Source organism: Marispirochaeta aestuarii, from assembly GCF_002087085.1.
GTDB lineage: Bacteria > Spirochaetota > Spirochaetia > JC444 > Marispirochaetaceae > Marispirochaeta > Marispirochaeta aestuarii.
Window position 1 is genome coordinate 141,762 of sequence record NZ_MWQY01000005.1, and the last position, 26,287, is coordinate 168,048.

General features: G+C 49.4%; 22 protein-coding genes, 1 tRNA gene and 1 other RNA gene. 4 read left to right on the plus strand and 20 right to left on the minus strand.

Annotated features, from left to right (window positions below):
• The first annotated feature begins 111 nt into the window (after window positions 1–111).
• The 3 genes from B4O97_RS05895 to mazG all read left to right on the plus strand — a co-directional run bounded on the left by B4O97_RS05895 (window position 112) and on the right by mazG (window position 1,897).
• Window positions 112–717, plus strand: a complete 606-nt coding sequence (locus tag B4O97_RS05895; protein WP_143305563.1) for a hypothetical protein — start codon at window positions 112–114, stop codon at window positions 715–717.
• 17 nt (window positions 718–734) lie between these two features.
• Entirely contained in the window at window positions 735–1,028 is a 294-nt protein-coding gene (locus B4O97_RS05900; RefSeq protein WP_083049143.1) for a hypothetical protein, read from the plus strand.
• A gap of 65 nt (window positions 1,029–1,093) precedes the next feature.
• Entirely contained in the window at window positions 1,094–1,897 is an 804-nt protein-coding gene (mazG, locus tag B4O97_RS05905) for a nucleoside triphosphate pyrophosphohydrolase (RefSeq protein WP_083049145.1), read from the plus strand.
• Here the strand turns inward: mazG and B4O97_RS05910 are convergent.
• From B4O97_RS05910 to B4O97_RS06000, 19 genes are all read right to left on the minus strand, one after another.
• Window positions 1,836–4,283: a TIGR03936 family radical SAM-associated protein gene (locus B4O97_RS05910; protein ID WP_083049146.1), complete on the minus strand. Its 2,448-nt coding sequence runs from the start codon at window positions 4,281–4,283 to the stop codon at window positions 1,836–1,838. The two genes, mazG and B4O97_RS05910, sit on opposite strands and share 62 nt — an antisense overlap.
• Before the next feature lie 14 nt (window positions 4,284–4,297).
• Window positions 4,298–5,611, minus strand: coding sequence for a rod shape-determining protein RodA (gene rodA, locus B4O97_RS05915; protein ID WP_083049148.1), 1,314 nt, complete (start codon window positions 5,609–5,611; stop codon window positions 4,298–4,300).
• Entirely contained in the window at window positions 5,611–7,482 is a 1,872-nt protein-coding gene (gene mrdA, locus B4O97_RS05920; protein ID WP_083049149.1) for a penicillin-binding protein 2, read from the minus strand. The genes rodA and mrdA overlap by 1 nt, the downstream gene beginning before the upstream one ends.
• Window positions 7,479–7,985: a rod shape-determining protein MreD gene (gene mreD, locus B4O97_RS05925; protein WP_083049151.1), complete on the minus strand. Its 507-nt coding sequence runs from the start codon at window positions 7,983–7,985 to the stop codon at window positions 7,479–7,481. Before mreD ends, mrdA begins: the two co-directional genes overlap by 4 nt.
• On the minus strand, window positions 7,982–8,848 hold the full coding sequence (mreC, locus tag B4O97_RS05930) for a rod shape-determining protein MreC (protein ID WP_083049153.1): 867 nt from the start codon (window positions 8,846–8,848) through the stop codon (window positions 7,982–7,984). Before mreC ends, mreD begins: the two co-directional genes overlap by 4 nt.
• Before the next feature lie 5 nt (window positions 8,849–8,853).
• The gene (locus tag B4O97_RS05935; RefSeq protein WP_083049154.1) at window positions 8,854–9,897 is read right to left on the minus strand and encodes a rod shape-determining protein; all 1,044 of its coding nucleotides are present in this window, start codon (window positions 9,895–9,897) and stop codon (window positions 8,854–8,856) included.
• Between the two features lie 16 nt (window positions 9,898–9,913).
• The gene (locus B4O97_RS05940; RefSeq protein ID WP_083049156.1) at window positions 9,914–10,867 is read right to left on the minus strand and encodes a tetratricopeptide repeat protein; all 954 of its coding nucleotides are present in this window, start codon (window positions 10,865–10,867) and stop codon (window positions 9,914–9,916) included.
• A gap of 19 nt (window positions 10,868–10,886) precedes the next feature.
• Window positions 10,887–11,264, minus strand: an RNA gene (rnpB, locus tag B4O97_RS05945) — RNase P RNA component class A.
• 17 nt (window positions 11,265–11,281) lie between these two features.
• Window positions 11,282–12,067 carry a zinc ribbon domain-containing protein gene (locus B4O97_RS05950; protein ID WP_083049158.1) on the minus strand — a complete coding sequence of 262 codons (786 nt, stop codon included), beginning with the start codon at window positions 12,065–12,067 and terminating at the stop codon, window positions 11,282–11,284.
• Between the two features lie 30 nt (window positions 12,068–12,097).
• Window positions 12,098–13,945, minus strand: coding sequence for an RNA polymerase sigma factor RpoD (rpoD, locus tag B4O97_RS05955; RefSeq protein WP_083049159.1), 1,848 nt, complete (start codon window positions 13,943–13,945; stop codon window positions 12,098–12,100).
• On the minus strand, window positions 13,942–15,693 hold the full coding sequence (dnaG, locus tag B4O97_RS05960) for a DNA primase (protein WP_083049161.1): 1,752 nt from the start codon (window positions 15,691–15,693) through the stop codon (window positions 13,942–13,944). The genes rpoD and dnaG overlap by 4 nt, the downstream gene beginning before the upstream one ends.
• Window positions 15,694–15,699: 6 nt before the next feature.
• Window positions 15,700–16,722 (minus strand): endolytic transglycosylase MltG, encoded by a 1,023-nt coding sequence (gene mltG, locus B4O97_RS05965; RefSeq protein WP_083049163.1) that lies wholly within the window; start codon window positions 16,720–16,722, stop codon window positions 15,700–15,702.
• Window positions 16,719–20,999 (minus strand): T9SS type B sorting domain-containing protein, encoded by a 4,281-nt coding sequence (locus B4O97_RS05970; RefSeq protein ID WP_083049165.1) that lies wholly within the window; start codon window positions 20,997–20,999, stop codon window positions 16,719–16,721. The genes mltG and B4O97_RS05970 overlap by 4 nt, the downstream gene beginning before the upstream one ends.
• Window positions 21,000–21,032: 33 nt before the next feature.
• On the minus strand, window positions 21,033–21,242 hold the full coding sequence (locus B4O97_RS05975; protein WP_083049166.1) for a hypothetical protein: 210 nt from the start codon (window positions 21,240–21,242) through the stop codon (window positions 21,033–21,035).
• On the minus strand, window positions 21,239–22,183 hold the full coding sequence (locus tag B4O97_RS05980; protein WP_083049168.1) for an MBL fold metallo-hydrolase: 945 nt from the start codon (window positions 22,181–22,183) through the stop codon (window positions 21,239–21,241). Before B4O97_RS05980 ends, B4O97_RS05975 begins: the two co-directional genes overlap by 4 nt.
• Window positions 22,180–22,626, minus strand: coding sequence for a YkgJ family cysteine cluster protein (locus B4O97_RS05985; RefSeq protein WP_083049170.1), 447 nt, complete (start codon window positions 22,624–22,626; stop codon window positions 22,180–22,182). Before B4O97_RS05985 ends, B4O97_RS05980 begins: the two co-directional genes overlap by 4 nt.
• Before the next feature lie 109 nt (window positions 22,627–22,735).
• Window positions 22,736–22,817: transfer RNA gene (locus tag B4O97_RS05990), tRNA-Tyr, on the minus strand.
• 63 nt (window positions 22,818–22,880) lie between these two features.
• A complete protein-coding gene (ybaK, locus tag B4O97_RS05995) occupies window positions 22,881–23,348 on the minus strand; it encodes a Cys-tRNA(Pro) deacylase (RefSeq protein ID WP_083049172.1) in 468 nt (155 codons plus the stop codon).
• On the minus strand, window positions 23,345–23,614 hold the full coding sequence (locus B4O97_RS06000) for a hypothetical protein (RefSeq protein WP_143305565.1): 270 nt from the start codon (window positions 23,612–23,614) through the stop codon (window positions 23,345–23,347). Before B4O97_RS06000 ends, ybaK begins: the two co-directional genes overlap by 4 nt.
• Before the next feature lie 94 nt (window positions 23,615–23,708).
• Between B4O97_RS06000 and B4O97_RS06005 the strand changes: the two genes are divergently transcribed.
• Window positions 23,709–25,079 (plus strand): CapA family protein, encoded by a 1,371-nt coding sequence (locus tag B4O97_RS06005; RefSeq protein ID WP_158084177.1) that lies wholly within the window; start codon window positions 23,709–23,711, stop codon window positions 25,077–25,079.
• A 5-nt stretch (window positions 25,080–25,084) separates the two neighbouring features.
• Here B4O97_RS06005 and B4O97_RS06010 read toward each other — a convergent pair whose 3' ends face one another.
• Window positions 25,085–26,254, minus strand: a complete 1,170-nt coding sequence (locus tag B4O97_RS06010) for a M48 family metallopeptidase (RefSeq protein ID WP_158084178.1) — start codon at window positions 26,252–26,254, stop codon at window positions 25,085–25,087.
• Window positions 26,255–26,287: the final 33 nt, after the last annotated feature.

Sequence of the window (26,287 nt, forward strand, 5' to 3'; positions counted from 1 at the left end):
CCTCTGATTACCTTGATCGTAATGTCCATGGTAATCTCATCATGCGGTATGCCAACCGAGGCATATCTGTATGCGCCTGTCAGAAGGACTGTAGATTTTGACAGCGGAATAATGAATTTCGAGAATTCCACGGAGAACGACGCCGATATTTTTTTAGGATACATGCTTTTCTATCGATTTTATCTTTCGGGTAATTTACCCGCCGGTACAGGTGATACTGATGCCTGGGATGATCTGGGGGAAGCTTTTTTTACCACATCGGTATTGAATACCTACGACAAGGAAAACGAACGGGGTTATTACAGTACGGCAAATAATTATTCTCTTTTCAAGATTCTGGAGATTCCAATGGGGAACAGGGGCGATGCTTTTATTGTTACCCTTGATTTCAGTGATCTTGGGGGAGTAAATACCTTCGGTAATCTTCTGGGCAGCGATTTTGATTTAAGGCGATCCTTCCAACGGGAAGAACTGGGGGATGATAAATGGATCGAAGAAATAACTGTTGGCGGCGAAAGGATATTTTTCTCTGAAATTCTTCAGGACTACGATATAACTGATTCTGACCTTCCTCCCGGTATTACAGAACCCCTGGCAGAAAAAGAGCTGGTCTGCGCGGTGTGGACAGTGGCCTATGGTTTTGATATTTACGATACTTTTCAAAACGTGTACAGTAAGCCCGTCTATCTGGGTAATTTTATGTTTACCATAAATTAATTAAAGGCAGGCATCATATGTTCAGCTACTATTTTAACATTGCCCTGGTGTATATCCTTCTAGGTTTTATTACAGCGGTGTTCTTTTATTTTATACTGAAAAGGGACATCTTCGGCCGTTTCTGGGGCGCCTTGATCGTTGCTCTCATAGGCTCCTTTGCCGGGGGAGTCTTCGGCTATATCCTGGATGATCTTATTACGCGTCTGACGAGGGTCAACGGGACGGTAAATATTTTCCCGCCCCTTATTACGGCATTTATCTGTATCTGGGTATTCTCGAACCTGAGCGAAAAACAGAAAAAGGATGACTGACATTACTTCCGATAATTTATATTCTGTCTACCTGAGTGTTGCCTGGAATAAGAAGGATTTACGGTGTGACCGATAGAAAAGAAACCTTTAATGATCTTTACGCTATAATCTCCCGCTTGAGAGCACCCGACGGATGTCCCTGGGACAGAAAGCAGACCATGGAGGATATGAAAAAATATCTTCTTGAAGAGAGCTATGAAACTGTAACAGCTGTTCAGGAAAATGACAAGGAATCAATAAAAGAAGAAATTGGTGATGTTTTCCTGATACTCTCCATGATGATGCGAATTGCTGAGGAGAACGGTGATTTTTACCCCGGCGATGTATTCAATGAAATATGCCGGAAACTCGTACGCCGTCATCCCCATGTCTTTGGAGAAGAAGAAATTGATGATCCCGAAAAAGTAAAGGAAAAATGGGACGAGATAAAAACCACGCTGGAAGGCAGAAAAAAGAAGAAAGGGGTACATGCCGTCTCTCCAGGCTTCCCTCCCCTGGAACGCTCCTACAAGATTCAAAAAAGAGCGGCTAAAGAAGGATTCGACTGGGAAGATCACAATGGCCCTTTCAGGAAGATCGAAGAAGAACTTGAAGAACTGAAGAATGCCATCGAAAAGAGAAAAAACAGCGATACGGAAGAAGAACTGGGTGATCTGCTTTTCTCCGTAGTCAACATAGCGCGCAAATTGAATGTTGATCCCATGACTGCCCTGCACCGGACAAACCAAAAGTTCCTTGCACGATATTCGGAAGTAGAGCGTCTCATGAAGGAAAATTCATTGGAGATGAAACAGGAGAATCTGGAAATTATGGACCGCTACTGGAACCAGGCAAAGAAACTGGAACAGAATCCGGATGTTCAGACCTGAAATAGGTTTTTATCCGGGTAAGCTCAAATTCTTCAAGATTATCCGTAAAGCTGCTGCGTAAAAGACGGCTGATTCCTTTTACATCCGCTTTTCCGTCGGGGTAAAAAAATCGAAACACATAATTCTCCTCCTGTTCAAGGGGAGTATCTAAATGTGGAGAAAAGAGGTTTTGAATCTCCTGTTCATGTGTTTCTGCAAAATTTCTTCGCACTTTCAATTCGTAATCTGAACCATGGTAATAAGACATTACAGATTTAACACCCTGGGGAAAATCGAAAAAGGTTCCGGAAATAATTCTCATTCCCTCCGGCATCGAGGTGTTACATAAACGGGAGAATTCACGGGGTTCGAAATCTTCATCAAGGAAAATCATGGCAACCTCATGGTATGACGAAACTCCAAGAGACAGGGGATGTGCAAACTCCAGTTTAGGCTTGGGATTGAAACCCTGGGTATACTGAACCGGGATCTCCTGCCGGGTGAAAAGCCGTTGGAAAACAGTAACAAGGTTTTTATGTGAAAGAAACCTGGAGGGACCTTCCTTCGTAAAACTGAAAAGAAACCGTTTGAATTTTCGCGCATTTTCTATAGGCTGCACTTTATTTTCCGGTTTATCATTCAACGCAGGTTGTGCCAGATCAATTCCTTTTTCGTCATCGCAGGCACCGCAGTTGTGGCGGCAGAGCTGCTTACAGGGGTCGGTAAGCTCACCCTTTTCTGCCCGTCTGTATTCAGCCTCGAGGTATGATTTACGTACACCTATATCAATGGAATCCCAGGGGAGAACTTCATCTGCGCTCCGGGGACGGGAGACTTCACTGATGGGATCCCAGCTTTCTTCCTGCAGTATCTTTCGCCACAGGTCACGATTGAGATATTCTTCCCAGGCGTCCAGGCGGGCTCCCGCGTAATAGGCTTTTTCTATAATGCCCCCTACCCGTTCATCCCCCCGCGAGATGAGGCCCTCGAGGATCGAGGCAAAAGGAGAATGGTATCCGAATTTATACAGCTTTCTGTTCAGGCCGTTCCGAATAGAGTGAATTGTATTGAGTGCCTTTTCCTCGCTCAGCTGATAGGATCTCTGAAAAGGAGTATGCGGTTTGGGAATAAAGGTGTTAACCGTAAGATGTATGCGTACTCCGGTCTTTTTACGTATCTCCTCGAGGTAATCGATGATGGCCTGGGGAGTGCTCTCGGAATCCTGGGGAAGCCCGATCATAAAATAGAACTTGGCGCTTCTCCAACCGAATTTCTTCGCGGCATTGAGTATTTCAATGATTCTTTCCGCCGGTACTTCCTTGTTGATGCTCAGTTGTCCTGCAAGTTCCGGAGTCTCAACGGCAAAGGTCAAGCCACTCTTACGGACTTCAGATATTCGATTCAGGATAGGCAGGGTGAAACTGTTGACCCTGAGAGAGGGCAGACTGAAAGAAACCTGACGATCAGAAAATCTTGCTGTAAGCAGGTCTACAAGAGACTGTAATTGTGAATAGTCCCCGGTCGAAAGACTCGACAAGGTTATCTCCCTGTAACCGTATTTATGGAAAAGATACTCCGCTTCTTCCATAATGATATCGATTTCTTTTTCCCTGTGAGGCCTGTAGACGACGCCGGCATGGCAAAATCTGCAGCCGTTTGGGCATCCGCGCATTATCTCGACAACACCATGATCCTGTACCGCGCTCATACCGGGCAAAGGAAATTTTTGAAAGAACGGATTGCAGCCGAAGCCCTGCCATACAGCACGAGAGGTTTTTTCCGATTTTCCCGGGTACCAGATGTTCGGATGCTGATGAACCAGCTCGAGCAGTTCCCTTCGTCCAGCCCCTTTGGTTTTTGCGTCCCGCAGTTGTTCTATCAATTCGCTCCAGACCTGCTCTGCTTCACCTATGAATACGGCATCCAGAAAATTCGATAAAGGAGCAGGATTTGTCAAGGCACTTCCACCGGCAACCACTATGGGATCCCCGGGACCTCTATCGGCGCTGCGGAGGGGCACTCCGCCCATATCGAGAACCGAAAGAATCGACGTAGCGGAGAGCTCATAACCAACGGTAAAGGCCAGAATATCAAAATCCCGGACGGGACGGGCGTTTTCAAGGCTGTATAAGGGAAGGTTTTTTCTGTTCAACAGCTCTTCAAAATCGGGAGCCGGAACAAAGACACGTTCGCAGGCGACATCTTCCAGAGCATTCAGCATGCTATAAAGAATCCTGATGGAATAATTGGACATGCCTATTTCATACAGATCAGGAAATGAAAGAGCTATCCGAAACTTCGTATCCTCGGGCTTTCTGATGATGGCATATTCACCGCCCACATAGCGTGCCGGTTTTTCAACCGACAACAGGCTGTTGCCGAGAGCGTCAAGAATATTGGTACGCATGCTACATCCTTGTACTAGAAATGATATCGCCGTTGATGTATATTCAACAGGATTCCTATGGAAATAAGGGAGTTGAGTATCGATGAGCCGCCGTATGAAACGAACGGCAAAGGTATCCCGGTTATCGGCATAATTCCCATGGTCATACCGATATTAACGACCATATGAAAAAAAAGCATTCCTACTATACCAGCGCCAACGATCTTTCCATATCGGTCTTTCGCTGTCCAAATTATATAAATTCCACGAAGCAGAACAACAGTAAAAAGAAGAAGAATCAGAAAACTCCCGATGAATCCCCACTCTTCGGCAATAATTGAAAAGATAAAGTCAGTACTCTGCATGGGCAGAAATCGATACTGGCTCTGAGTCCCCTGCAAAAAACCCTTGCCGTAGAGTCCTCCGGATCCTACAGCTGTAATCGATTGTATAATATGCCAGCCGGTCCCGCGGGGATCAATTTCCGGATCAAGAAATACAATAAGCCGCATTATCTGATAATCCTTAAGCACTTTTTGCATTAAAAATGCGCCGATAAAGGATAATGCAGAAGAAAAAGCAAAGAAACCGGTCCAGTAAAAATATTTTCTGTGATACGAAATAAAGCCTATAAGCGATAGTATGGTGATCAGTACTGCCACCAGAATCAGGTACGGCCAGAAGGAAGCCTCGGTAAGAATACGAATCAAGAACCCTTCATTGTGAAGGATTGCGCTGTTCCATTCGGGGAGAATTCCGAGAATGATTGTGAGGAACCCGCTGAGGACAAGGAAAAAAAGATACCGTAACGGTACGAGTGCAATAAAGGCCGAAAAAAGATAAATCGGTACAAATACCAGTGCTGTTCCCATATCAGGCTGGAGGAGGATAAGGCCCATGGGAAGGGCAACGATTCCCAGGCTCATGAAAAGGGTGCTGAGCTTCCTGATGGAGTTGCGGTGCTGATCGAAAAAGTATCCGAGGTAGAGTATTGTAAGAATTTTCATTAATTCAGACGGTTGACCCACATGGAATGAACCCAGGGTTATCCATGCTCTGGCTCCGTTGACGACTTTGCCAAAGACAAGGGTATAGACCAGAACCAGAATACCGGCAAGATAAAAATAGAGAGACCATTCGCCAAGGCGTGAATAATTACCAAAACTGAACAGGAGACACAGTACCAGTCCGATTGATATGGAGATTATCTGCTTTATATATTCGTTGGAGTAAACAATACCGCTGGATGAAACACCTGATGAGTATATAAAAAGAACGCCGATAAGCATAAGGGCTATCACGGATAGGAAAATGAAAATATCAAAGCCGAGAAATGATCGAAGTTTCATCAGGGCTTATCCCTGAAAAGATCGGGAAACATCCACTGCCAGCGTAAGGACTTTACTGCCTGTTTGAAATCCTCGTCTGCAAATATCCCCTGGAAAATAATATTTGCCGCCTTTGGTGCCCACCATTCCCAATCATTTACTGCTTCAACATTAATTGCCACTACCACTTGATCTTCAGGAGGTCCGTTGAAGGGTGCGTAGGCTACAAACCATGAACTCCACTGGTCCTCGAATCCCGCCTCTCCGGTTCCGGTCTTGCCGGCCACCTCCACTGCCTGTGTTGTCAACACCACCTTGGCAGTTCCATCGACGATTACACCGCGAAGATATTCCTGAACCTTTTTAAAGACCTCCGGATTAATCGTTGACTGTTGTAGTATTTCCGGTTCCTGTTCTTCAACAACTGATCCTGAAACAGGATCCCGTATTTCCTTTAGAAAATGCGGCCGGTAAATAATACCTTCGTTGACTACCATGGCCATCATGTTCGCCATCTGTACAGGAGTAACAAGCAGGTCGCCCTGCCCTATTGATATATTGGCTGTATCTCCACCCACCCATTTTACATTAAATGTCTCTTCTTTCCATTGCGGGCTCGGCACCCTCCCTGCGGTTTCTCCCGGAAGGTCGACATTCGTCGTCTGTCCAAAACCAAACTGCTGGGAGAAGTTTATTATACGATCAACGCCAAGGTAGCGGAGTCCAACGGTCCAGAAGTAGACATTACAGGATTCAGCGAGTCCTCCTTTCAGATCAAGGGGGCCATGACCTGTCTTTTTGTGACAGTTGAAAACCCGATTTCCGATACGCAGATAGCCGGGGCAATCTATTTTCTGTTCAGGAGGAAACACCTTCTCTTCCAGAATTGCCGTTGTCATAACGGTCTTGAAGGCCGACGCTGGGGCATAGGAGGCCTGGATAGCCCTGTTGAGAAAGGGAAAACGGGGGTCGAGGCTTGTTTTTCTGTACTCGGAAGGATCCCTCTCCGTTCCGAACATGTTTGGATTGAACCAGGGATACGATACCATTGCAAGGATCTCCCCGGTGGATGGTTTTAAAACAACGACAGACCCGACTCTGGGGCCAAGGGCTTCTTCCACCAGTTTCTGAATCCTGCGGTCTATTGTAAGAACGAGGTTGTTGCCGGAAACGGGGGCCTGCACATCCACGCCGGGCTGAAAAACCCTTCTGCCCCTGACATCCACGGTGGAATATCGAATTCCGTCAGTTCCCCTAAGCAGCTTGTCGTATACTTTTTCAATTCCGCTCTTTCCAAGAGTTGAAGACTGGGAGTATCCCTGGTTATACAGAACCTGAAGCTCTTCCCTGGTAATATCACCTACATAGCCGATGATGTGCGACAAAGAACCCGGCACGGTGTAGGAACGAATTGATTTGTTGTTCCAGGTAATACCGGGAAAATCATCTATGTGTTCTGCAAGATAACTGATGGTCCTCAGATCGACACCCGACGCGACCTCTACGGGCTGATACAGGTGATCATAGGAAGGCAGAATTCTTCCTTCAATCTGTTCGACCGTCAGATCAAGGACCTCGGCCAGCCTTGGAAAAATCAGTTTGCGATCCGCCCTGGAAAGCTCCGCAGGTATGACGTTCACCGCGAAGGATGGGATATTAATGGCCAGGGGAAGGTCAAAGTTACGGTCGTAAATCTCCCCCCGCTGGGCAGAGATTATCGAACTCCTTCGGGCGACCTGTTGAGCCCGGCGCTGGAATTCATTAGCCCTGATCACCTGTAAACTGAACAGATACAGAACGAAAATCAGGATGCTTACCACAAAGATACCGCCAATAGTCAAAAGGCGCAGTTTGTTTGATGGGTTATCCCGCTCGCCAAAACCGATACTCATCGGTCCTCACTCCGAATATTGAAAGGCACTATTCCGGTAAGACGTAAAAGTCCAAAACAGATAGGAGAAATAAGGGCGTGAAACAACAGCATCAAAGGAAAGGAACCGGAGAAAGGATGGCTCGATACTGCAATGGAAAAAATGGTAATGAGCAGGGTTCCGGTAAGCAGGTTGATCAGGCCGGCAAAAAACATGAGTACCATGGGCATGAAAATGGGATCAAGAAAGATTTTCCCCCGCAAGGAACCCGCCAGATAACCGACCAGGCTGAAGGAAAAGCTGTGCAGGCCCAGAGGAGCTGCGGACAGAAAATCCACAGCAAGGCCCAGGCAAAAACCAATAAGCACTGCGCGCATCGAACCTTGCGCATGGGCAATGAAAATAAAGAACACCAGATAAATCCCCGGTTCAAGTCCAATTATTCCCAGTTCGCGGACGATTATGGTCTCCAGAAGGAGTAAACCCGTCAGCATAAGTATCTGTACAGCAGGATGGCGAATCATTTGGATGTTTCTCCGGAAGTTGGGGACTGAATATCAAGAACAACGACATACTCCAGACGGGAAAAATCTATAATAGGTTCTATGGAAAGTTCCAGATCCGGTTCCCACTCCTTGGAACCGATTGAGCGTACCCTTCCGATAAAAATATCCGGTGGATATATGGAATCGAGACCCGAGGTCTCAACCAGATCCCCGAACTGGATTTCTTCTCTGGCTGCCTTAACGACATAGCGCATGATTATTGGATGATGTATTCCGCCTCCTCCCTGAACAAGCCCTTCAAAGCGGGAGTTCTGCAGTCTGCTGCTGACATAGCAGTTTGCGGAGATCAGAGGGAGGACTCTGGATGTAAAGGGTCCGGTTTCCAGAATTTTACCTACGACACCCTGGAATCCCTGCTGATAGGCAATAACCGGCATGTCTCTGGAAATCCCGTCCCGGCTCCCTTTATTAATAGTAAAGGAATGGAAGTATGCCGAGGGGTCCTTTGCAATTATTCTTGAAGGAATATGTCGATAATCCAGTTCTTCCGTTAATTCCAGCAGGGTTCTGAGACGTTCATTCTCGCTCCGCAGATTAACCAGATCTCTCTGGATCAGCTGATAATCCTCCATTTTTTCCCGGAGAGCTTCATATTCGCTTTTCAGCATCTTCAATTCCGTGATGGAGTTTGCAGTTTCGCGGAAAAAGTTCTTGACCCCTGCAAATCCGATCTGGAAGGTGGAAAGTACGGAATACCCGAATTGTGCGGGATTTATTGAAAAGGACTTTGTGTCCACCACGAGAATCACCAGGCTTAAAAATAAGGCCGCAAGGAGTGTTAAACCCCTTCGGCGCTTGAAGAGAAAACCATTTTCGTTCATAAGGCTTACGAATTCAGATTATTATAGATTGTCTGGTTGCTCGCCATATCCTTTGTATGCTGAAAATACATCCCCGCTCCGTTGGCCACGCACAGAAGAGGGTCCTCCGCCAGTATAACGGGCACGCCGGTTTCTTTGCTGATGAGCTTGGGCAGACCCTTGAGGAGCGAGCCTCCTCCGGTCATGACGATCCCGCGTTCAACGATATCCGCTGCGAGTTCCGGAGGGGTTTGTCCCAGAGTTCTCTTTATCTCTTCGATTACGGCGTTGATCGGTTCCTGAAGGGCTTCCCGTACCTCTACCGAGTCTATCTCAAGCCGGCGGGGCAGGCCCGTTATTGCATCCGTACCTTTAATCTCCATCTTCTCTATGGTTTTATCAGCAATTGCATTTCCAATCTTGATCTTCAGGTTTTCTGCGGTCTGCTCACCCACAATCAGGTTGTGAACGTTTCTGACGTGTTTGATTATAGCTTCATCAAACTCATCTCCCCCAATACGGATGGCCTTGCTTACGACCATTCCGCCCAGGGAGATAACAGAAATTTCTGTTGTCCCGCCCCCAATATCGCAGATCATGTGCCCTGCGGGTTCAAATATGGGAATCTTGGCTCCAATGGCAGCGGCAAGGGATTCCTCGATGACCTTTACCTCTCTGGCGCCTGCCTTATATGCCGCTTCTTCGACTGCCCGGCGCTCAACTTCGGTGATACAGGTGGGAACACCTATGACCATTCTCGGTTTGACGAACCAACGCCGGGGCAGTACTTTACTGATAAAGTAGCGGATCATTTTTTCGGTGGTCTCAAGGTCCGCGATGACTCCGTCCCGGAGCGGCCGGATCGCAATAATATCCCCGGGAGTCTTCCAGAGCATTCTTTTTGCTTCAACACCGACGGCTACGACTTTTTTTGTTCCCCGTTCAACGGCGACTACGGAGGGTTCACTGATTACAATACCTTTACCCCTGACATAGATAAGGGTATTGCAGGTACCAAGATCTATACCAATTTCAGTGGAAAACGCGTCGGCGATATTAAAAGCTCCCATTAGGAATCCTCCAGCATTAGTTGTAAAGTTTCTGACGCGCTCCATGGTGCGTCGGGTCAATCTCAAGCGCCTTCCGCCACTCAGCGCGCGCTTTGATAGTATCATTCAATTCATCATAAATCGAGCCCAAATAAAAATATGAATCCGCTGAATTCCTGTTGATCGCCAGTATCTCTCGATACTGCTTTTCAGCCTTCAGATATTCCTCACGATTCATGTATATCCTGCCCAGCAGAAACCGGGCCTTTTGCTGCGTAGCCACATCAGTCGTTGCATTCAGGCAGCGCAGGAGGGTTTCTTCAGCCCGGGAAAACTCTTCCATCGAGAAATAGGTCTGTCCAAGAACAAGATATAAAGTATCGGATGGATTTTGATCAAGGGATTTCTCAAAATATTCTACACTCTTGCCGTACTCCCCGAGTTCAGAGTACGCAAGACCAAGGTACTCGTAACTGTCTGCCCCCTGGTACCCCAATTCAAGGGAACTCAGCATATAATCTATCGCAAGATCAGAGTAATAACGACCTTTGTGGTAATATGTTTTTGCCAGAATATAATGGACGCTTCCCTTCAGGGGGTAGTCTTCCGCGAGGTCTGCAAGCCTGAGGTGTTTTATTGCCTGATCAAAAAGGGGGATTTTGTCTTCCAGGGTAAACTTTGCAACCCCGCGGTAAAAAAAGGAAAAACCATTATAGATAAGAGCTTCCGGATTAAGCGGAGATGAATCCAGGATTTCCTCGCAGCGAAGATTTATCTGTTCATAATTCATCTGTTCCCAGAGGAGTTTCAGTTCCTCCCGCATGCTCAGCTCGTTTCCATTGACCTGCATAATCTTGTTTATGGAAAGCGCACCGACAGTTATGGAAAGAACAACAACAATGCCGGAAACAAGCATCTTAAGACCGCTTTTACGCCTTCCGTACCCCTGGGATGCACGCGAAAAGTTGAACCGATCCTTTGGTAGTTGCATCGTTGCCTCGTATATAAAATAAAGAAGCAGACCTGTAAGCCGGATTCTGTCGTGGATAGCCATCTATCTGTGACTGCCGTTACCGGCAGCCTGATGCAGCCTACCCGCAGACTCTGGGCGAACCACCCGTCTGCTGTATGGCTTTGCTCCGGATGAGGTTTACCATGCCCTCCAGGTTACCCTGGAAGCGGTGGGCTCTTACCCCGCCTTTTCACCCTTACCTGACAACCAAACCAAAGGTTCAGTAGTCAGGCGGTATATTTTCTGCGGCACTTTCTGTCTGCATTGTACTTCATCAGAAACACTATGCAGCCCGGGAGTTACCCGGCATCCTGTTCTGCGGAGCCCGGACTTTCCTCCGCAGTTAAAAAACTGCGGCGACTATCTGGTCTGCTTCAGCTATGTAGTTTACCCCTACTCCTCGGAATCGACAAGGTCTGCCAGACTGCCAGTGTCCTCATCCTGGAAATAGTATGCGTCCTCAGCGATTTCTGATTCGCTGTAAAAAAGAATCCTGCTGCAGTAAGGACAAAAAAGAATCTTCTCCCCGTTGCGAACATCATTCACAAATTGCGAAGGAAGCTGCATGTGACATCCGGTACAAACGGATGCTTTTACCGGAACAATACCGACACCGGATTTTGACCGAATAATTCTCTCGAATTTGAAGAGAATGTCCTCGTCCAATCCGGGAATAACATCCTTCTCTTCAGATTCAAGCTGCTTGAGGACCTCTTCCTTCTGGGCGCTCTCATTTTTTATCTTTTCCTGCTCCGCCGAGAGTTCCTCTTCCTGGAGCTGTATCATGCTCTCTTCCCGCTCGAGGGTTGCATTGATCTCTTCAAGTTCCTTCTCTTCCCGCAGAATGTCCTTGCGCAGCTGCTGTTCCTTTTCTGTCGCGTCACGGATTTCTTTATCGAGGGCTTCGTATTCACGCTGAGTGGTAATCTGGTCCATCTGCTTCTCATAGGTCTCACGCTGGGTTTCAGCGTCGGAGAGCTTGATACGCAGAGACTTGATTTTTTCGTTAATCCGCTCTCGTTTGGCATTTTTCTCGATATACGATTTCTTGAGACGGTTCAACAGTTCGGTTTTGGTGGTCAGCGCCTTGGGAATATCATGGATTTCCCGTTCAATTTCGTACTTCTGCGAAAGAATATCCTGCAGGGTACGTAATTTGTCAAAAACCTCGGTCATCATAATGCTTATTGCCCTCGTATAGTAATTTATTTAGTTATCGATATAGTCTTTGAGCCGCCGGCTACGCTTTGGATGGCGTAATCGACGGAGTGCTTTTGCTTCGATCTGGCGTATTCTTTCTCTGGTTACATTAAAGTAGAGACCGACCTCTTCAAGGGTCAGGGAGTATCCGTCCTCAAGGCCGAATCTCATCTTCAGAACCTCCTGTTCCCGGGGAGGAAGGGTGTACAGCACGTCCTGAAGCTGTTCCTGCAGCAGTTTAAAAGCTGTCTGGCTCGCCGGATTCTCTATATCCTTGTCCTCGATGAAATCACCAAGCAGGGAGTCCTCCTCCTCACCAATGGGTGTCTCGAGAGATATAGGTTCCCGGGCAACGTTCTTGACGGATTTTACCCTGGCCACGGACCACCCCAGACGCTCAGCTACTTCTTCGTCGGAGGGTTCCCGGCCAAGAACCTGCATGAGTTGTCTGGATTCCCGTACCACCTTGTTTATCTGTTCAATCATGTGAACAGGAACCCTGATCGTCCTTGCCTGGTCTGAGATCGAACGGGTTATTGCCTGCCTGATCCACCAGGTGGCATAGGTGGAAAACTTGTAGCCCTTGCGGTATTCAAATTTTTCAACCGCCTTTATAAGCCCTATATTGCCTTCCTGAACAAGATCGAAGAAATGCAGTCCCCGGTTGGTGTATTTCTTTGCAATACTTACAACCAGTCGCAGGTTAGCCTGAATCAGCTTATCCTTGGCTCCCTTCATCATATGCTGACCCTTCGATATACGTTCAGCATGTTCGAGGATGGACTCTATATTCTCTTCGAACTCAATCTCAAGGTTCCTCAGTTTCTTTTCGGTAATCTGAATCTGACGGATCTTTTCTTTTATTTCATCGGCGCTGAGCTCGAGATCCGATTCAATTCTCCTGCGTTCATCAGGAATCGCCAGACCGCGGCCCATGGTTCTCAGTTCTCTGGTACTGCTGACCCTCAGGCGCCTCTCGATTCTCTGCTGCTCCTTACGATAGCGTTTTATCTTTTTTTCCGCATTGGAAAATTTATCCGATAAAAGCAGGATCTCTTCCTGGTGGAGGTCGATACCGGCAATCTTCTTTATCAGGCCTGACCGTTTTGCCGCCAGCTCCGAGCTGGTCAGAATGTCTTCTCCAAGAGATACAAGCTTGTTCTTCTGGTCGATGTACTGCCGGATACCGGGAGCAAGAACCCGAAGGGGTTCACGGTAAAACTGGTTCAGCCTCCTCCGCTCAGCCAGCAGTTCGGAAATCTCCTTCTTTGAAAGATCCATCTCTCTGGGATCAACCTTGGAGAAGGTTTTCTGGATAAGGTGAAAAATCTCGGGGATTATAAGCCCGGAGGCTTTTACCACCTGTTTGATGATATTCTCACCATCCTCCATGCGCTTGGAAAGCTCGACTTCCTGCTCGGCGGTCAGAAGGTTTTCCTTTCCTATTTCCCGCAGATAGAGGCGGATGGGATCATCTATGGCGGAATCCTTGTCACCGAGAACAACGCGTTTTTTTGAAGCGGCGACTTTTGTCTTTTCCATATCCTCTTCATGTTCTTCGGTTTCTTCGATGTCCTCTGACTCTTCGTAGTCATCGGATAATTCTTCGGAATCATCCTCAAGGGTGACATCTTCCACTTCGTCTTCTTCAGCGATGGAAGGCATATTCAAATCCAGATTATCCTCCTCAATTTCGACATGATACTGTTCCAGCAGACTGAACACATCCTCGATTTTTTCTGAGTTGACAATCTCTTCGGGTAGAAAGTCGTTAACCTCATCATAGGTGATCTTCTTTTTCTTTTTTGCGTATTCCAAAAGCTTGGTAATAGCTGGATCATTGATCAGCTCTGTCATGCCTGTCTCACCCTTAGTTTCTGCAATTCATCGGTCAGGTACATTTTCTCTGTCAGTAAACTCTTCAGCTCTTCACGGGAGACGCCATTGCGTTCGGCCCTGTCCAGCGCCCGAATAACATCCTTCTGTCTTCGGGCAAGCGCTCCGTACCTGACCCTGCGCAGTGCTTCCTGAAGAACCAGTTTTGGATCGGGTCCAAGTTCGCCCGAAAAAGCTTTATCAAAAATCAAGCCTCGAACTTCTTCATTATCGACATTTTGGGCAATAGCATTCATATCCAGTTCGTCCCGCCTGAAGGCATCTTCCAGAATAATAAACAGCTGTCGTGCGCGGGCATCCTTCAGGTCGTCTGCGTTAACATACTGCCGGATAAAGGGGAAATGCTCGGGGTAAGCAGCTGCACCTAACATGAGGAAAAGATCCGAACCAATTCGCTCCGGATCTTTCTGCTCCCGCGGAACCTCTCGAGACGGCGTAGTTTTTTGCGAAAGATCAGCAGTTAGTGCAGTAACGTTGACCTCCAACATATCGGACAGGCGTCCAAGGTACCCGTCCCGTTTAACAGCTGAGTCCTGCGCCTCTATAAAGGGTGCAAGATCGGAAAGAATGCGGTGCTTTCCTTCCGGGGTGCCTGCGGAAAAACGGGCCATGGCCTTTTCCACAAGATAATCAAGGCTATTTATAGTATATTGTAATAATTTTTGCAACGCCTGACCACCCTCTTTTTCAAGGATATCCGCGGGATCTTTTCCTCCGGCGACAGCGGCTATGGATGTCTCGATACCGGACTTTGCACAGAGAACAATCGATTTGGCTGCGGCGGCCTGACCGGCGTCATCATTGTCGAAAAGAAGGATGCCCCTGTCTGCATAGCGTTTTAAAAGATTCGCCTGGTCCTGGGTGAAGGAAGTACCCAGGGGTGCCAGGGACTCAGGGATTCCGGCCTGGTAAAGGGCCATCACATCCATATACCCTTCGCAGAGAAAGAAACGACCTGAACTGCGAACAGCCTTTACTGCTTTATCAAGACCGAAGAGGGTTCTGCTCTTCCTGAAGATCGGGGTCTCCGGGCTGTTCAGGTATTTGGGTCCCTCCCCCTCCAGCAGTCGTCCTCCGAAGGCTATTACTCTGCCCTGGGTCGAGGCTATGGGGATTATAAGGCGGTTGCGAAAAAGAGGATACCGGGAATCGTTGCGGGAGAAGAGTCCGGATTCCGCCAGAAAGTCAGAGGAGTATCCCTTTTTTTTCAGGAAATCATACAGCCAGTTGGGGTCCTGAGGAGCGTATCCCAGCTGAAAGGTATCGATTATATCATCAGAAAAACCCCGGGCATACAGATAGTCCAGGGCTTTTTTCCCCGTTCCTGTTTCCTTCAGAAGATAGTGAAAACTCCGGGTTACTCCGGCGTAAAGATCAAAGAGCGCTCCCACCCTGCTCTGGTTTTGCCTGTCCTTTTCCTCCAGGATCTCGACCCCTGCCCGCTGTCCGAGGTAATGCACAGCCTCGGAAAAATTCAGGCTCTCCATCTCCATGACGAACTGAAAAAGGTTTCCTCCCTTGTGGCAGCCGAAGCAGTAGAAGAGCTTCTTTTCTTCATTCACCGAAAAGGAGGGGGTTTTTTCCGAATGGAAGGGACATAAACCGCTGTACTGACCGCCGGAAAACCTGAGGCTTGTATACTCGGATACAAGATCCACCATGGAGGTTTTGTCGCTTATCTCATTGATTACCGCGTGGGAAATAGCCATGCCGATTTATCTGCCCTTTATATAAAGCTGCTTGGCCTGGTTGTGTTCCGACAGGGTAGTTGTAAAGCGATGGCGTCCGATCTCGGGGTCCTCCACGAGAAAGTAGAGATAATCCGTATCCGCAGGAGAAAAGGCGGATTGCAGCGCTGTTCTTCCGGGATTACATATGGGCGCGGGAGGCAGTCCGTAGTGCCGGTAGGTATTGAAGTCCGAGGATACTTCAAGGTCCCGGTAGGTCAGGAATTCCGGATGCGGCCTGTCCATTTCCTCTGTCAGGACATACACGACAGTAGCGCATGACTGCAGGGGCATACGGATCTCGAGCCTGTTTTTGAATACCGAAGCTATCAGAGGCGCTTCTTCCGGAAGGCGATATTCCCGTTCCACAATGGAGGCCAGTATGACGGTCTCATGCAGCTCTTCCGGAGCATAGTCTTCGCGCCGGATTCCCGATTCCTCCAGCTTTCCGAAGAAGGTTCCTGCCATGTGGCGCAGAACGGATTCGGGGGCTGTATCAAGGGGCATTCGATAGGTATCCGGATAAAGGTAGCCCTGAAGAGAGTTCCCGGGTATTCCAAGTTCGTCGAGGAGAGACCGGGATTGTGCGGCGGCGATGAAATCATCAGCTTTAACTATACCTTTTTCCTCCAGGATCTGAGCGATCCTCCGCAGAGTCAGGCCCTCGGGAATTGTAACCTGAACAAGAAACTGTTTACCCGTAAGCAGGATATCGTGGACTTCAAACATCGATGCACCTGGTGGCAGACTGTAGTAACCGGTCTGAAGATCATCGTCGGTTTTCATTATCCTGGCATATAATCTCAGAGCAAGAGCTGATCGGATAAATCCGCGGTTCTCCAGCTGTTCGGCGATTATGCCGAGGGAATCGCCGGGACGTACCCGGAAAAAGGCATCCCCCGGCGATGTATCCGGGGCCTTTGTATAGTAAAGCGCGGCTCCGCCGGCTGCCGCCCCTGAAACAGTCAGGACCAGCAGAGCCGCAATCAGAACACGAAGTAGATATCTCATTTCTCGAGTACAAACTCCACTCGCCGGTTTTTCCAGTTGACGCTTCGGTCTCCCGGGTCAGCTATGGTCCTGGTTCCCCCCATACCTGCCACATTCATTCTGGCGGGGTGAATGCCCCGTTCAACGAGAGACTCCCGTACAGTTTTTGCCCGTTCCTCTGATAGGGGTTTCAGCTCCTGTTCTTCCTCCACAGGACCCCGGACGGGATCATTGAAGTAGATCGGGTTGGCGTGTCCCTCGATGGTTATCCGATAATTCCTGTACTTGTTGAGTATCTCGGCAATGCGATCGAGGACAAACATGTTTTTGGCTGCCGTCTCCTCATCCCGTTCGGAATACTGTGCACTGTTCGGCTCAAAAACGATTGAGGCAATCTGTATTTTGAGCTTGTTTCCGTCACGGATAACCAGAACATCCACAGGTATTTTCCCGTTTACCACACTTGTGTTTGCAAGATCATCGTGAATGGTAAAGCGGAAAGGATAATCCTCGGCCGATATGACCAGTTCTCCGCTGTTCGATCGGCCGTCCCAGATCAGTTCCTCCGCGGGCATTCCGGTTCCGGAAAAGCTTGTAAAGAGGTTCATCTCCCGATCGAATATTTCAAATTTCCAGGTTTCGATGGGGCTCAGGTCCTCTACATCGATGCTGAAATGTATTTCGTCATCCACGCCGTCATTATCCGGCGAAAAGGGCAGCGGATCTGCCTGGATGCTCACCACAGGTGATGTAGCATCGACCCGCAGGGCCTTAAGTTCTGCCTGAGGCTGATCCCCTTTCAGATAGTTGACAATAAGCCGCGGTCGGTACAATCCGTCCCGCACTCGCTTCGAATCGCCGGTGCCGTTCCAGAGTATCCTGTCGGGAACCTCGGAACGTCCCTGGAAGCTCGCATAGGACTCTCCCGTAGTTTCATCGACAATTTCGAGTTTCCAGTCAGTAATCCCGTCCCGCAGGTTGACGATGGGGAAGAAGGTGATGGTATCGAATCTGCCATCGTTGTTGGGCGAAACCCTGGACGCGTCGGCGGTAAGATAGGCGCTGGTTTTTCGGGTGTCCATCTCTATTCCATCCAGCTCCACCAGAACCGAGTTTCCGGCGGGATCCGTGGAGCTGAGCCGATACCGGTATTCACCGTCGGGAAGCTGGTTGCCCATCTCATCCCGTCCGTACCATGTCAGGCTGCCGGGCATCTCTTTCCAGCGGTAGCTGCGTACCACGTCTCCCGCCTCGTTGATAATGCTCCCCTGCCACATCTCCTCGGAACTGCCGCTTTGTCGCAGCACAATCTGGTCCCTGCGTCCGTCGCCGTTGGGAGAAAAGAGGGTGTAGGCAGCGCTGAGCTCTGCCCGGGGAGCGATCCGGTCCATAACAAAGCCGGTGGAAACCGATTCGGCGATACTTCCGTTTCTGTCAATCACCCGGATCGCGGCTTTGTAGTTTCCGTCGGGAATTCGGGCCCCGGAGTCTCCGATTCCGTCCCAGCGGTACTGGGCGGCAAGAGAACCGCTTCCGGTATAGGTTTTTACTGTCTGGTTCCCGCTATTGAGAATTGTAATGGTGTAGGATTCAACCCCCTCGGCGACTCTTACATTTGGTTTAATCAGGATTTCATCCTTGATTCCGTCGCCATTGGGCGAGAAGGCATCCGTATCGGTGAAGATGGCGACCACAGTCTCCTTTGTGCTGAGTCGTATGCTGCGGCTCTCTGCGGAAAAGGAGTTGCCAGCTCTGTCTGTGGAGCTCAGAATGTAGCGGTAATCGCCGTCTTCGGTAATTGAACCCTCTTCCGAGGTTCCGTTCCAGATAATCTCCGATTCGGGTTGGTCAATCCACCGGTACTCCCGGATCACCCGGTTGTCAGTGTCGACGATCTGACCGAGCCATTCATGTTCGACACTCGCATCCTGGGTAATGGTAAGGGTGTCCCGATTGCCGTCTCCGTCCGGAGAGAATATCTGGGGCGACGCCGCCACCGTTGCAGCCGGAGCCGTTATATCCAGGGTAAAGACCGGCGAAATTTTGCTCGGTGAATTTCCGTTGCGATATACACCGGATATCCTGGCGGTATAACTTCCCTCCGGCAGAAGAGCACCATTGTTGTTCCGACCGTTAAAACTGTAAGTGGACGGCGGGTCGCTGGTCCCGGATCTGCTCCACTCCACCCTGCCGGCACCGTTAAGGACTTCAAGCTGCCAGCTGACAAGGGATTCCGGGGTCGGGATGTCCAGACCGAAAAGAACAGTATCCTTTACGCCGTCTCCGTTGGGGGAAAACCAGGCGGAATCGATGGAAATGGAAACCGGCCGGGGCTGGGTATCCACTATGATATTTTCAACCGAACGGGAAACCGAGTTACCGGCCCGGTCGGTACTGCTGATGGTATATGTATAGACCCCGTCGGCCACAAGGTTTCCGGAATCATTCGTTCCGCCCCAGACAAGGTCCCCGGGTTCCTGGTCGCGGTATTTTGTTGTGAACACGTTTCTGCCATCGCTTCCGGTTATCTCGATGTCCCACAGCTCTTCCAGGGTCCCGCTCTGGTTGATTCGAATGGTATCCTTGAGCCCGTCGTCGTTGGGAGAAAAAATCAGGTCCAGGGGGGGGATCCCCTGGATATCAACTTCCGGATTCCTGGTATCGATTACCAGGGGATACGGTTCTGTCCGGGACCGGTTGTTATTGTCGTCCCAGGCCTGGAGGGAAAAATAATATACCCCGTCCGGAGCGACGGAACCGTCTTCCGTTGTTCCGTCCCAGCGCAGGGTTTCCGGGATGGGTATTCCGCTCTTTTTTTGAAAGAAGCGGCGGAGAATATCCTTGAAGGTGATTTCCTGGGGTCTCTCTTCCTTGTTTCCGATACTCCTGACAATAGTGCCCTCTTCGTCCCTGATTTCCAGAGCATAACCCTTGATATACCGGGTGTCACGGATAGTAAACGGAAAGGAGAGATCATCCTGCACTCCGTCGTTGTTGGGGGACAGATATACAGCGTCGGGAATTTTATGCAGGACATTTTTTTCTGCAGACTTGTCTTCCTTGGTGTTTTCCTGCTGGACCAGCTGTCGAGACTTGTGGTTCTTGGTTGTATTCTCTTTTCCGCTCAGGCCCTTTATCGACTGCGGGGTCTTCAGGAGACTTATTATGGAGTCCCCGTAGGGCTGCTCGATCAGGGATACGGAATCCTCGGTGTTCTCTTCCGGGCTTTCATCCCGGGATTCCCTGTAGGGAAGATCACCAAGATCGATATCAATTTTCGGGGCTTCCTCATCTATTATACCCAATGGAAGGGTAACGCCCACCCCCGCGCCCCAGGCACCGTTGGAAAGGGGTGCGATTCCAAAATGAGGCTGAATATCTCCACGATCCCATCCGCGCCCGGAGAGATCTATCAGGTCTCCTCCGGAGAGGCTGGTCTGGAAGGAGAACCGCAGTCCGAAGGAGGGAATAAAACGGTACGCTTCAAAATCGCCGTCAAAAATGGAACGGGCATCAAGAGCGGAGGAGACTCCAACCTGCAGGAAATTATCGACATGCGCAAGAAGTCCGAGATTCCAGCGAAGGTTCTGTACGCTGGGCAGAATAAAGTCAGAACTGAGATCCAGGGCAAATCCGTCTTTTTCTACCGGAGTAAAGGCCGCACCGGCTATCAGCGTAAAGGGGGATGGAACGGCAGTATAGTCGTCGGAAGGGTTATACCATATACCGACATCCTTGGCTGTCAGTCCCCAGCGAAAATTGTTGAGTCCTCTGTAGCTGGCGGGAAAATGGATAAAACCGACATCCAGGGTGGTACCCCAGTCAAAGGAATCGCTGGAACCCAGGTATACATTGAGTCCGGTTCCGACATAGAGATCTTCATAGACATCCTTGGCAAAACCAAGATTGAGGGCACCCATGGTTCCGAGATCGATGCCTTCATATTCACTGCTGACAAGGTGTCCCGACCAGCTGAATACTCCCAGCTTGCTGGGAATAGAGTTCCCCAGGTTGACGGCATGGCCGGCTATGCCTTCGTCATATTCAGTATCATAGATGGCAACGTACCCGATATCGAAGGTCATCCTTTGAACGGCGGCTGCAGACGCGGGGTTCCACGTTGCTGCGGCGGGAGCTTCCGTGGAAACCAGGGAGGGGCCTGTCCCCAGGGTCCATGGGGAGAGCATGCGGAAATAACTCTCTTCTCCGGGAGGAGGATTAAAATCACCATACAGCGGACTAAGAGCGGTAACTGCCGCCACTATCATTACAAAGAGATAAAATTTGTACCTGCGCATGTATCCCTCCGATATTGTTGGACCTGTGTAAATTTAGCCTTTTTGTTCCAGAACATCAATCTTTTGGGCGTAGAGTTCCTTCAGGTTCTCCATTTCGTCGATTGACAATCTGTCGTACAGATAATCCGATAGACGCTCATGAAACGAGGAGAGGGCCGGATCAAGTTCCGACTCCCGTGCCCTCAGAAACAGGAAAAGAGAGACAATTTCTCGAGAACTCATGGTAAACGGGAGTTCCGTCATATTTCAAACTCCATACCTTCCACAGCAGAATGGATTTCAAGGCTGCTGTTTTTCTGGTGATCCAGGTACCATCGGGCGGACTGCTCGATGGAATAGATCTTCTTATCGTCGTACTGGGGTTCATGATGAAAAAGGTACAGTCTGCGGATTTTCCAGGCAACCGCAAAATCCACCGCCAGGCTGTAGGATGAGTGTCCCCAGTCGTATTTTTCTATTGCTTCGTCCAGGGTATACTGACTGTCCATTATCAGGGTATCCACATCCGAGTAGAATGAACTGTTTTCCGGATTTACCTTGAAATCTTCTTCAACTAGTTCCGTATCGGATGAAAAAATGAAGGAGGATCCGCCTTCTTGAATCTTGTAGGAATACGAACTTCCGGGGTGTTTCATTTTTCTCCAGGAAACAGACGACTGTCCCAGATCCATGGTGTTTCCCTTCAGATGGTGAAAAAAGAGTACAGCCTTCATGCTCTCCATGCTGACAGGAAAATAGGGTTCCCGCATCTGATTCCCGAGGATTTCCCGCAGATTCGGAAAGGGACTGTAAAAATGGATCTCGCATCGGGGGTCATAAACCTGGGGGGCAAAAAAGGGAAGTCCCTGCAGATGGTCCCAGTGAAAATGGGTAAAGAAAACATGGTATACCCGAATGTGTTCTCCCCTCTTTTTAAGGAATGCGCCGAGCTCCCGGATACCGGAGCCGGCGTCGATGATGATCATGGTATCATCGCTGAGACGTACTTCAAGACAGGTTGTATTTCCGCCCGCGGTTCCCATTATGTAAGGGGGCAGATCGTGGAGAAACCTCTCTCGGCTCTCCTGGCTTTCAAGATGGTGGGCTTCTATCCGCTGGACTACCGCGGCAATGCGGCTTTGTATCTGCTGGTAGCTCAGAGGGGTCGGAATGGAACCCCGGACTCCCCAGAAGCGTACCTTCATGCATCATCTCCAGAGAGCAGAGCTTCGGAACGCCGGGCTTCCAGAAGACGATCTATCTCTTTTTGAGAATAGAGTCGCCCCCGGTTCACTCCCGGACATTCTCCTGACATGGCCTCCCAGTCTTCTCTGCTGTTTAAAAAGGGTTCCCAGAAAGGATAGGTTCTGCACTGAAGCGGACGTGACTCATAAACACTGCAGCCTCCGTCTTTCCAGAAGATGCAGTCATAGTTATCTTTTTCCCGGAGACTGAGGCGGGAAAAACCGTGGATATTTACACTTCGGCAGTATTTTTCCAGGAATTCCGCGCGGCTGAGTTCTTTAGCGGCACAGAGGCGGGAAAGATCATTGTCTGAAAGAAACACATACCCCGGTTCATGGCGGCAGCAGCGGGAACAGCCGGTACATTCAAAGCGGAGCCCCCTGGAATAAAATGGTGTATTCATTATTAATCGTCCTTTTTTACCGGGATACTAGCCACATCTAAAGGATATACCATTTAACGCAAAAAATAAAAAAGGCTCTCTTGATCGTCAAGAGAGCCTTTCAGGCTGATGGGGAGAGAAGGATTCGAACCTTCGAAGGCTGAGCCAACAGATTTACAGTCTGCCCCCTTTGACCGCTCGGGAACCTCCCCAGGCAGGCAGCAACATACCATAGAGAAAAAAACGTGTCAATAGATTCCACAAAAAACGGCATGTTACGAAAAAGATCCGGAGGCTTCGGCGTTGCTGATTTTGATGAAATCCAGGGGCGACATTTCTATCTGGAGTCCCCGTTTTCCTCCGCTGAAAAGTATGGTTTCATAGTCGAGTGCCCGGGAATCGACAAAAACCGGAATCCTTCGTTTTTGTCCAAGAGGGCTTATTCCTCCCAGAATATATCCTGTTACCCGTTCCGCTTCACCCGGATCGGCAAGTTCCATCTTTTTTTCCCCCGCGAGCCTGGCGGCTTTTTTCAGATCGAGCTGCCGGTCCACCGGGAGCATCCAGGAGGAGTATTCCCCTCCGGCGGATCGGAGAACCAGGGTTTTGAAAACCCTGCCGGGTTCGACCTTCAGTTTTTCTGCGGCCTCCGGACCAAAGGCGGAAGCCCGGGGATCATGGTCGTATTCCCGGATTGTGAAGATGACACCTGTTTTCTTCAGGCCTTGCAGAGCGGGCGTCATTGTTCGAGTTCTCCCAGGTCGGGAAGATTGAGTTCTTCTTTGAACTCTCCTTCGATGGGAAGAATACTCTCTGCCTGACTCTTATTCTCAAAAAAATCAGTATCCACCGGAACATAGGTGTCCACCGGCGTAATCTTACGTGTTTTTTTGTCGAACTCCCAGATTTCCATGATTATTTCGTTTCCGGCAATATGCTTTATTCTGTACAGAGGAACCTTTCGACCGCTGTAGCGTGGAGCATACCATCTTCCTGTTCCAATTTTCATACTGTTTATACTATACTCCATAGCCATGATTAAAGCAGTTCCTTTTTTGCTCATATTTCTTGGTACCCTGTTTTCCTGTCTGGGAGACGACCCGGTGACAGTATCCTTTGACGGAACGGAAATTGATCCGGAACTGTTTACCCTTCCGGAGGGCTTTGTTTTTCACAGAAACAACAGCCCTTCATACCCCGATCTTCGGTTGTCGGTGCGGGAGACTGTCGGCTCCGAACAGCCGAGATTCTCCCTCTCCAAAGAATACCTTGTACCCCTGAAGGACAGAAATGATTACCGGGAATCGATGAATCCTGATGAAATTCACAAGGAGGGGCTTCCTCTTGTTCCGCTTTCCAGTTGGGAATATGCGGGAAGGGGCGTCATGGTAAAGGGACTCAGTCCGGCGGACAGGGAATATCCTCTCGTAAAATGGAGGCATCTTGTTCTTGACTGGAATAATCCCCCTGATCCTGTCCTCAGCGATAGAATCGAAAAAGCTTTAACCGAGTACCTTGGAGCCGCCGGACCGGATACTTCCCCCGCAATCGTCTGGCTTGGAGCCGTTGGGGACATGATGCTCCAGCGGGGTATAGAGGATATGCTCATCAATCGACCCGACGGGAAGGAGAAGACTTTTTCAGACCTTCTGCCCCAGCTGTCCGCTTTTGATCTCCTCATGGGTAACCTGGAGGGAGCTGTAACCCGCAGGGGCAGCAAAACTCCCAAGAGTTATAACTTCCGGTTTCGTCCCGAGGTTCTGGCGCCTTTAGGTCAGGCTGGATTTGATTACCTTTCCCTTACCAACAATCACTGTTATGACTACGGTGAGGAAGGCTTTCTCGATACCCTTGAGTATCTGGAGGAGTATGGGATCAGAACTTCCGGCGCGGCGGAATCCCCTGAGGAAGCCCTTGAGCCGGCGCTTTTTACCCTGCGGGGCCTGACAGTCCGCATTCTCTCCGTTGGTGCCTATCCGCGGGAGAGAAACGGATTTAACGGCGAAAGCGAGGCCCGGGTTACAGCCGACCGTGCCGGAATACTCTGGTACGGTAAAGAGGCGCTGTCGGCAATATCCGGATTTTCCGATGATGAGGGAATAGATATTGTCATGGTGCATGGAGGTCATGAGTGGCAGCGCGTTCCCGATGACGAACAGCGGAGCCGCTACAGATCCATCATCGATGCCGGAGCTGACATTGTGTTCGGATCCCACCCGCACGTACTTCAGGGGGCCGAGTCGTACAAGGGAGGAGTCATCTATTACTCCCTGGGGAACTTCCTGTTTAACGGAATGGAAGAGATGCCCTATGCGGAGGACTCTCTTGTCGCTTCCCTGGGAGTCTGTGGCGGAAAAATACTGTATCGGCGGGATATCCCTGTCCGGATAAACGGACCCTCTGTACGGATCGACAAAAGCGGTCGTATAACAGCTCAGTTCCGGGACCTTTCTGAAGGACTCAGTCTTCCCTAGTTACTTTACTCTTCCCTGGCCCGGCGATTACGCATCGCTGCAATCCGTTCGGTTATCGTGGGATGGCTGTAGTGAAAAAAACTGTACAGCCGATGGGGAACGGGGTTCGATTTATTGTTCCAGTGCAGCTTCATCAATCCTTCCGCCAGGGGATGATAATCTCCGCAGTACTTCTGGGCAAAGGCATCAGCGGCATACTCTCTGCGGCGGGAAAACACGGAAATAACAGGAGACAACCAGAACGTAAGGGGTGAGCTGAAAAAGAGTGCAATCACCAGCAGGGCGTGAACCGATGAGCTTTGAAAACCAAAAGTCATAAAGAGTTCATTCCAGTTCAGCAGGCAGGCAAACAGTAAGAAGGTGCAGAACAGAAAAAAAACTGAACCGAGAAGCTGTCGCAGCGTATGGCCCAGTCTGGCATGTCCCAGCTCATGGGCAACTACGGCTTCGATCTGTTCGTCCGAGAGGCTATCCATAAGGGTATCGAACAGGGCTATACGTTTTGAGGAACCAAATCCGGTAAAGAAGGCATTGGAGTGGGCACTTCGTCGGCTCCCGTCAATGACCTGGATAGATCTGAAGGTAAAGCCCGTTTTTTCCGCCATGGTCTGTAAACGTTCCTTCAAGGGCCCTTCCTCCAGCGGGCTGAAACGGAAAAAAAGGGGTGCGATAAGCACGGGAAAGAGAAATGCGATCAGCAGCTGAAAAAAGGCGACAAGAAGAAAACTGTAAACCCACCAGGCTGAACCAAGATTCTGCACCAGCCAGATCAGGGACAGAGCGAGGGGCAATCCCAGGACAGCAGAGAGGAGAAGGCCTTTCAGGATATCCTGCAAAAAAATCCCCGCCGTCATCCTGTTGAAACCGTGCCGTTCTTCGATGATAAAATGTGAACAGGCGCTGACTACCGTGGCGGGAATAGAAAAAACGAGGGCCGTTCCGAACAGTGTTCCAATACCCCTCAGATACAGGTTTCCGCTGATGCCGATGAAGATGGATTCGATTTTCCCGGGGATTTTCAGGAAAACCAGAAGAAGGATCAGAAGGAAATCCAAGGTCAGGGTCGAGATTGCGAAGCGTGTGCGATCTTTCGTATATACGAGGGCCTGAGACAGGGCTTCCGGATTCTGCCCTTCCGGTAAGGGTCCTTTTTCAGGGCCGGAGCTTTCCGCCATGCGTAGATTTCGGAGATTCAGGAATTCAAGAAA

What these genes read in the sequence shown, in the direction of transcription:
- B4O97_RS05895 (WP_143305563.1), top strand. Translation starts at nt 112, where the DNA reads ATGAATTTCGAGAATTCCACGGAGAACGACGCCGATATTTTTTTAGGA.
- B4O97_RS05900 (WP_083049143.1), top strand. Translation starts at nt 735, where the DNA reads ATGTTCAGCTACTATTTTAACATTGCCCTGGTGTATATCCTTCTAGGT.
- B4O97_RS05910 (WP_083049146.1), bottom strand. Translation starts at nt 4,283, where the DNA reads ATGCGTACCAATATTCTTGACGCTCTCGGCAACAGCCTGTTGTCGGTT.
- rodA (WP_083049148.1), bottom strand. Translation starts at nt 5,611, where the DNA reads ATGAAACTTCGATCATTTCTCGGCTTTGATATTTTCATTTTCCTATCC.
- mrdA (WP_083049149.1), bottom strand. Translation starts at nt 7,482, where the DNA reads ATGAGTATCGGTTTTGGCGAGCGGGATAACCCATCAAACAAACTGCGC.
- mreD (WP_083049151.1), bottom strand. Translation starts at nt 7,985, where the DNA reads ATGATTCGCCATCCTGCTGTACAGATACTTATGCTGACGGGTTTACTC.
- mreC (WP_083049153.1), bottom strand. Translation starts at nt 8,848, where the DNA reads ATGAACGAAAATGGTTTTCTCTTCAAGCGCCGAAGGGGTTTAACACTC.
- B4O97_RS05935 (WP_083049154.1), bottom strand. Translation starts at nt 9,897, where the DNA reads ATGGGAGCTTTTAATATCGCCGACGCGTTTTCCACTGAAATTGGTATA.
- B4O97_RS05940 (WP_083049156.1), bottom strand. Translation starts at nt 10,867, where the DNA reads ATGCAACTACCAAAGGATCGGTTCAACTTTTCGCGTGCATCCCAGGGG.
- B4O97_RS05950 (WP_083049158.1), bottom strand. Translation starts at nt 12,067, where the DNA reads ATGATGACCGAGGTTTTTGACAAATTACGTACCCTGCAGGATATTCTT.
- rpoD (WP_083049159.1), bottom strand. Translation starts at nt 13,945, where the DNA reads ATGACAGAGCTGATCAATGATCCAGCTATTACCAAGCTTTTGGAATAC.
- dnaG (WP_083049161.1), bottom strand. Translation starts at nt 15,693, where the DNA reads ATGGCTATTTCCCACGCGGTAATCAATGAGATAAGCGACAAAACCTCC.
- mltG (WP_083049163.1), bottom strand. Translation starts at nt 16,722, where the DNA reads ATGAGATATCTACTTCGTGTTCTGATTGCGGCTCTGCTGGTCCTGACT.
- B4O97_RS05970 (WP_083049165.1), bottom strand. Translation starts at nt 20,999, where the DNA reads ATGCGCAGGTACAAATTTTATCTCTTTGTAATGATAGTGGCGGCAGTT.
- B4O97_RS05975 (WP_083049166.1), bottom strand. Translation starts at nt 21,242, where the DNA reads ATGACGGAACTCCCGTTTACCATGAGTTCTCGAGAAATTGTCTCTCTT.
- B4O97_RS05980 (WP_083049168.1), bottom strand. Translation starts at nt 22,183, where the DNA reads ATGAAGGTACGCTTCTGGGGAGTCCGGGGTTCCATTCCGACCCCTCTG.
- B4O97_RS05985 (WP_083049170.1), bottom strand. Translation starts at nt 22,626, where the DNA reads ATGAATACACCATTTTATTCCAGGGGGCTCCGCTTTGAATGTACCGGC.
- ybaK (WP_083049172.1), bottom strand. Translation starts at nt 23,348, where the DNA reads ATGACGCCCGCTCTGCAAGGCCTGAAGAAAACAGGTGTCATCTTCACA.
- B4O97_RS06000 (WP_143305565.1), bottom strand. Translation starts at nt 23,614, where the DNA reads ATGAAAATTGGAACAGGAAGATGGTATGCTCCACGCTACAGCGGTCGA.
- B4O97_RS06010 (WP_158084178.1), bottom strand. Translation starts at nt 26,254, where the DNA reads ATGGCGGAAAGCTCCGGCCCTGAAAAAGGACCCTTACCGGAAGGGCAG.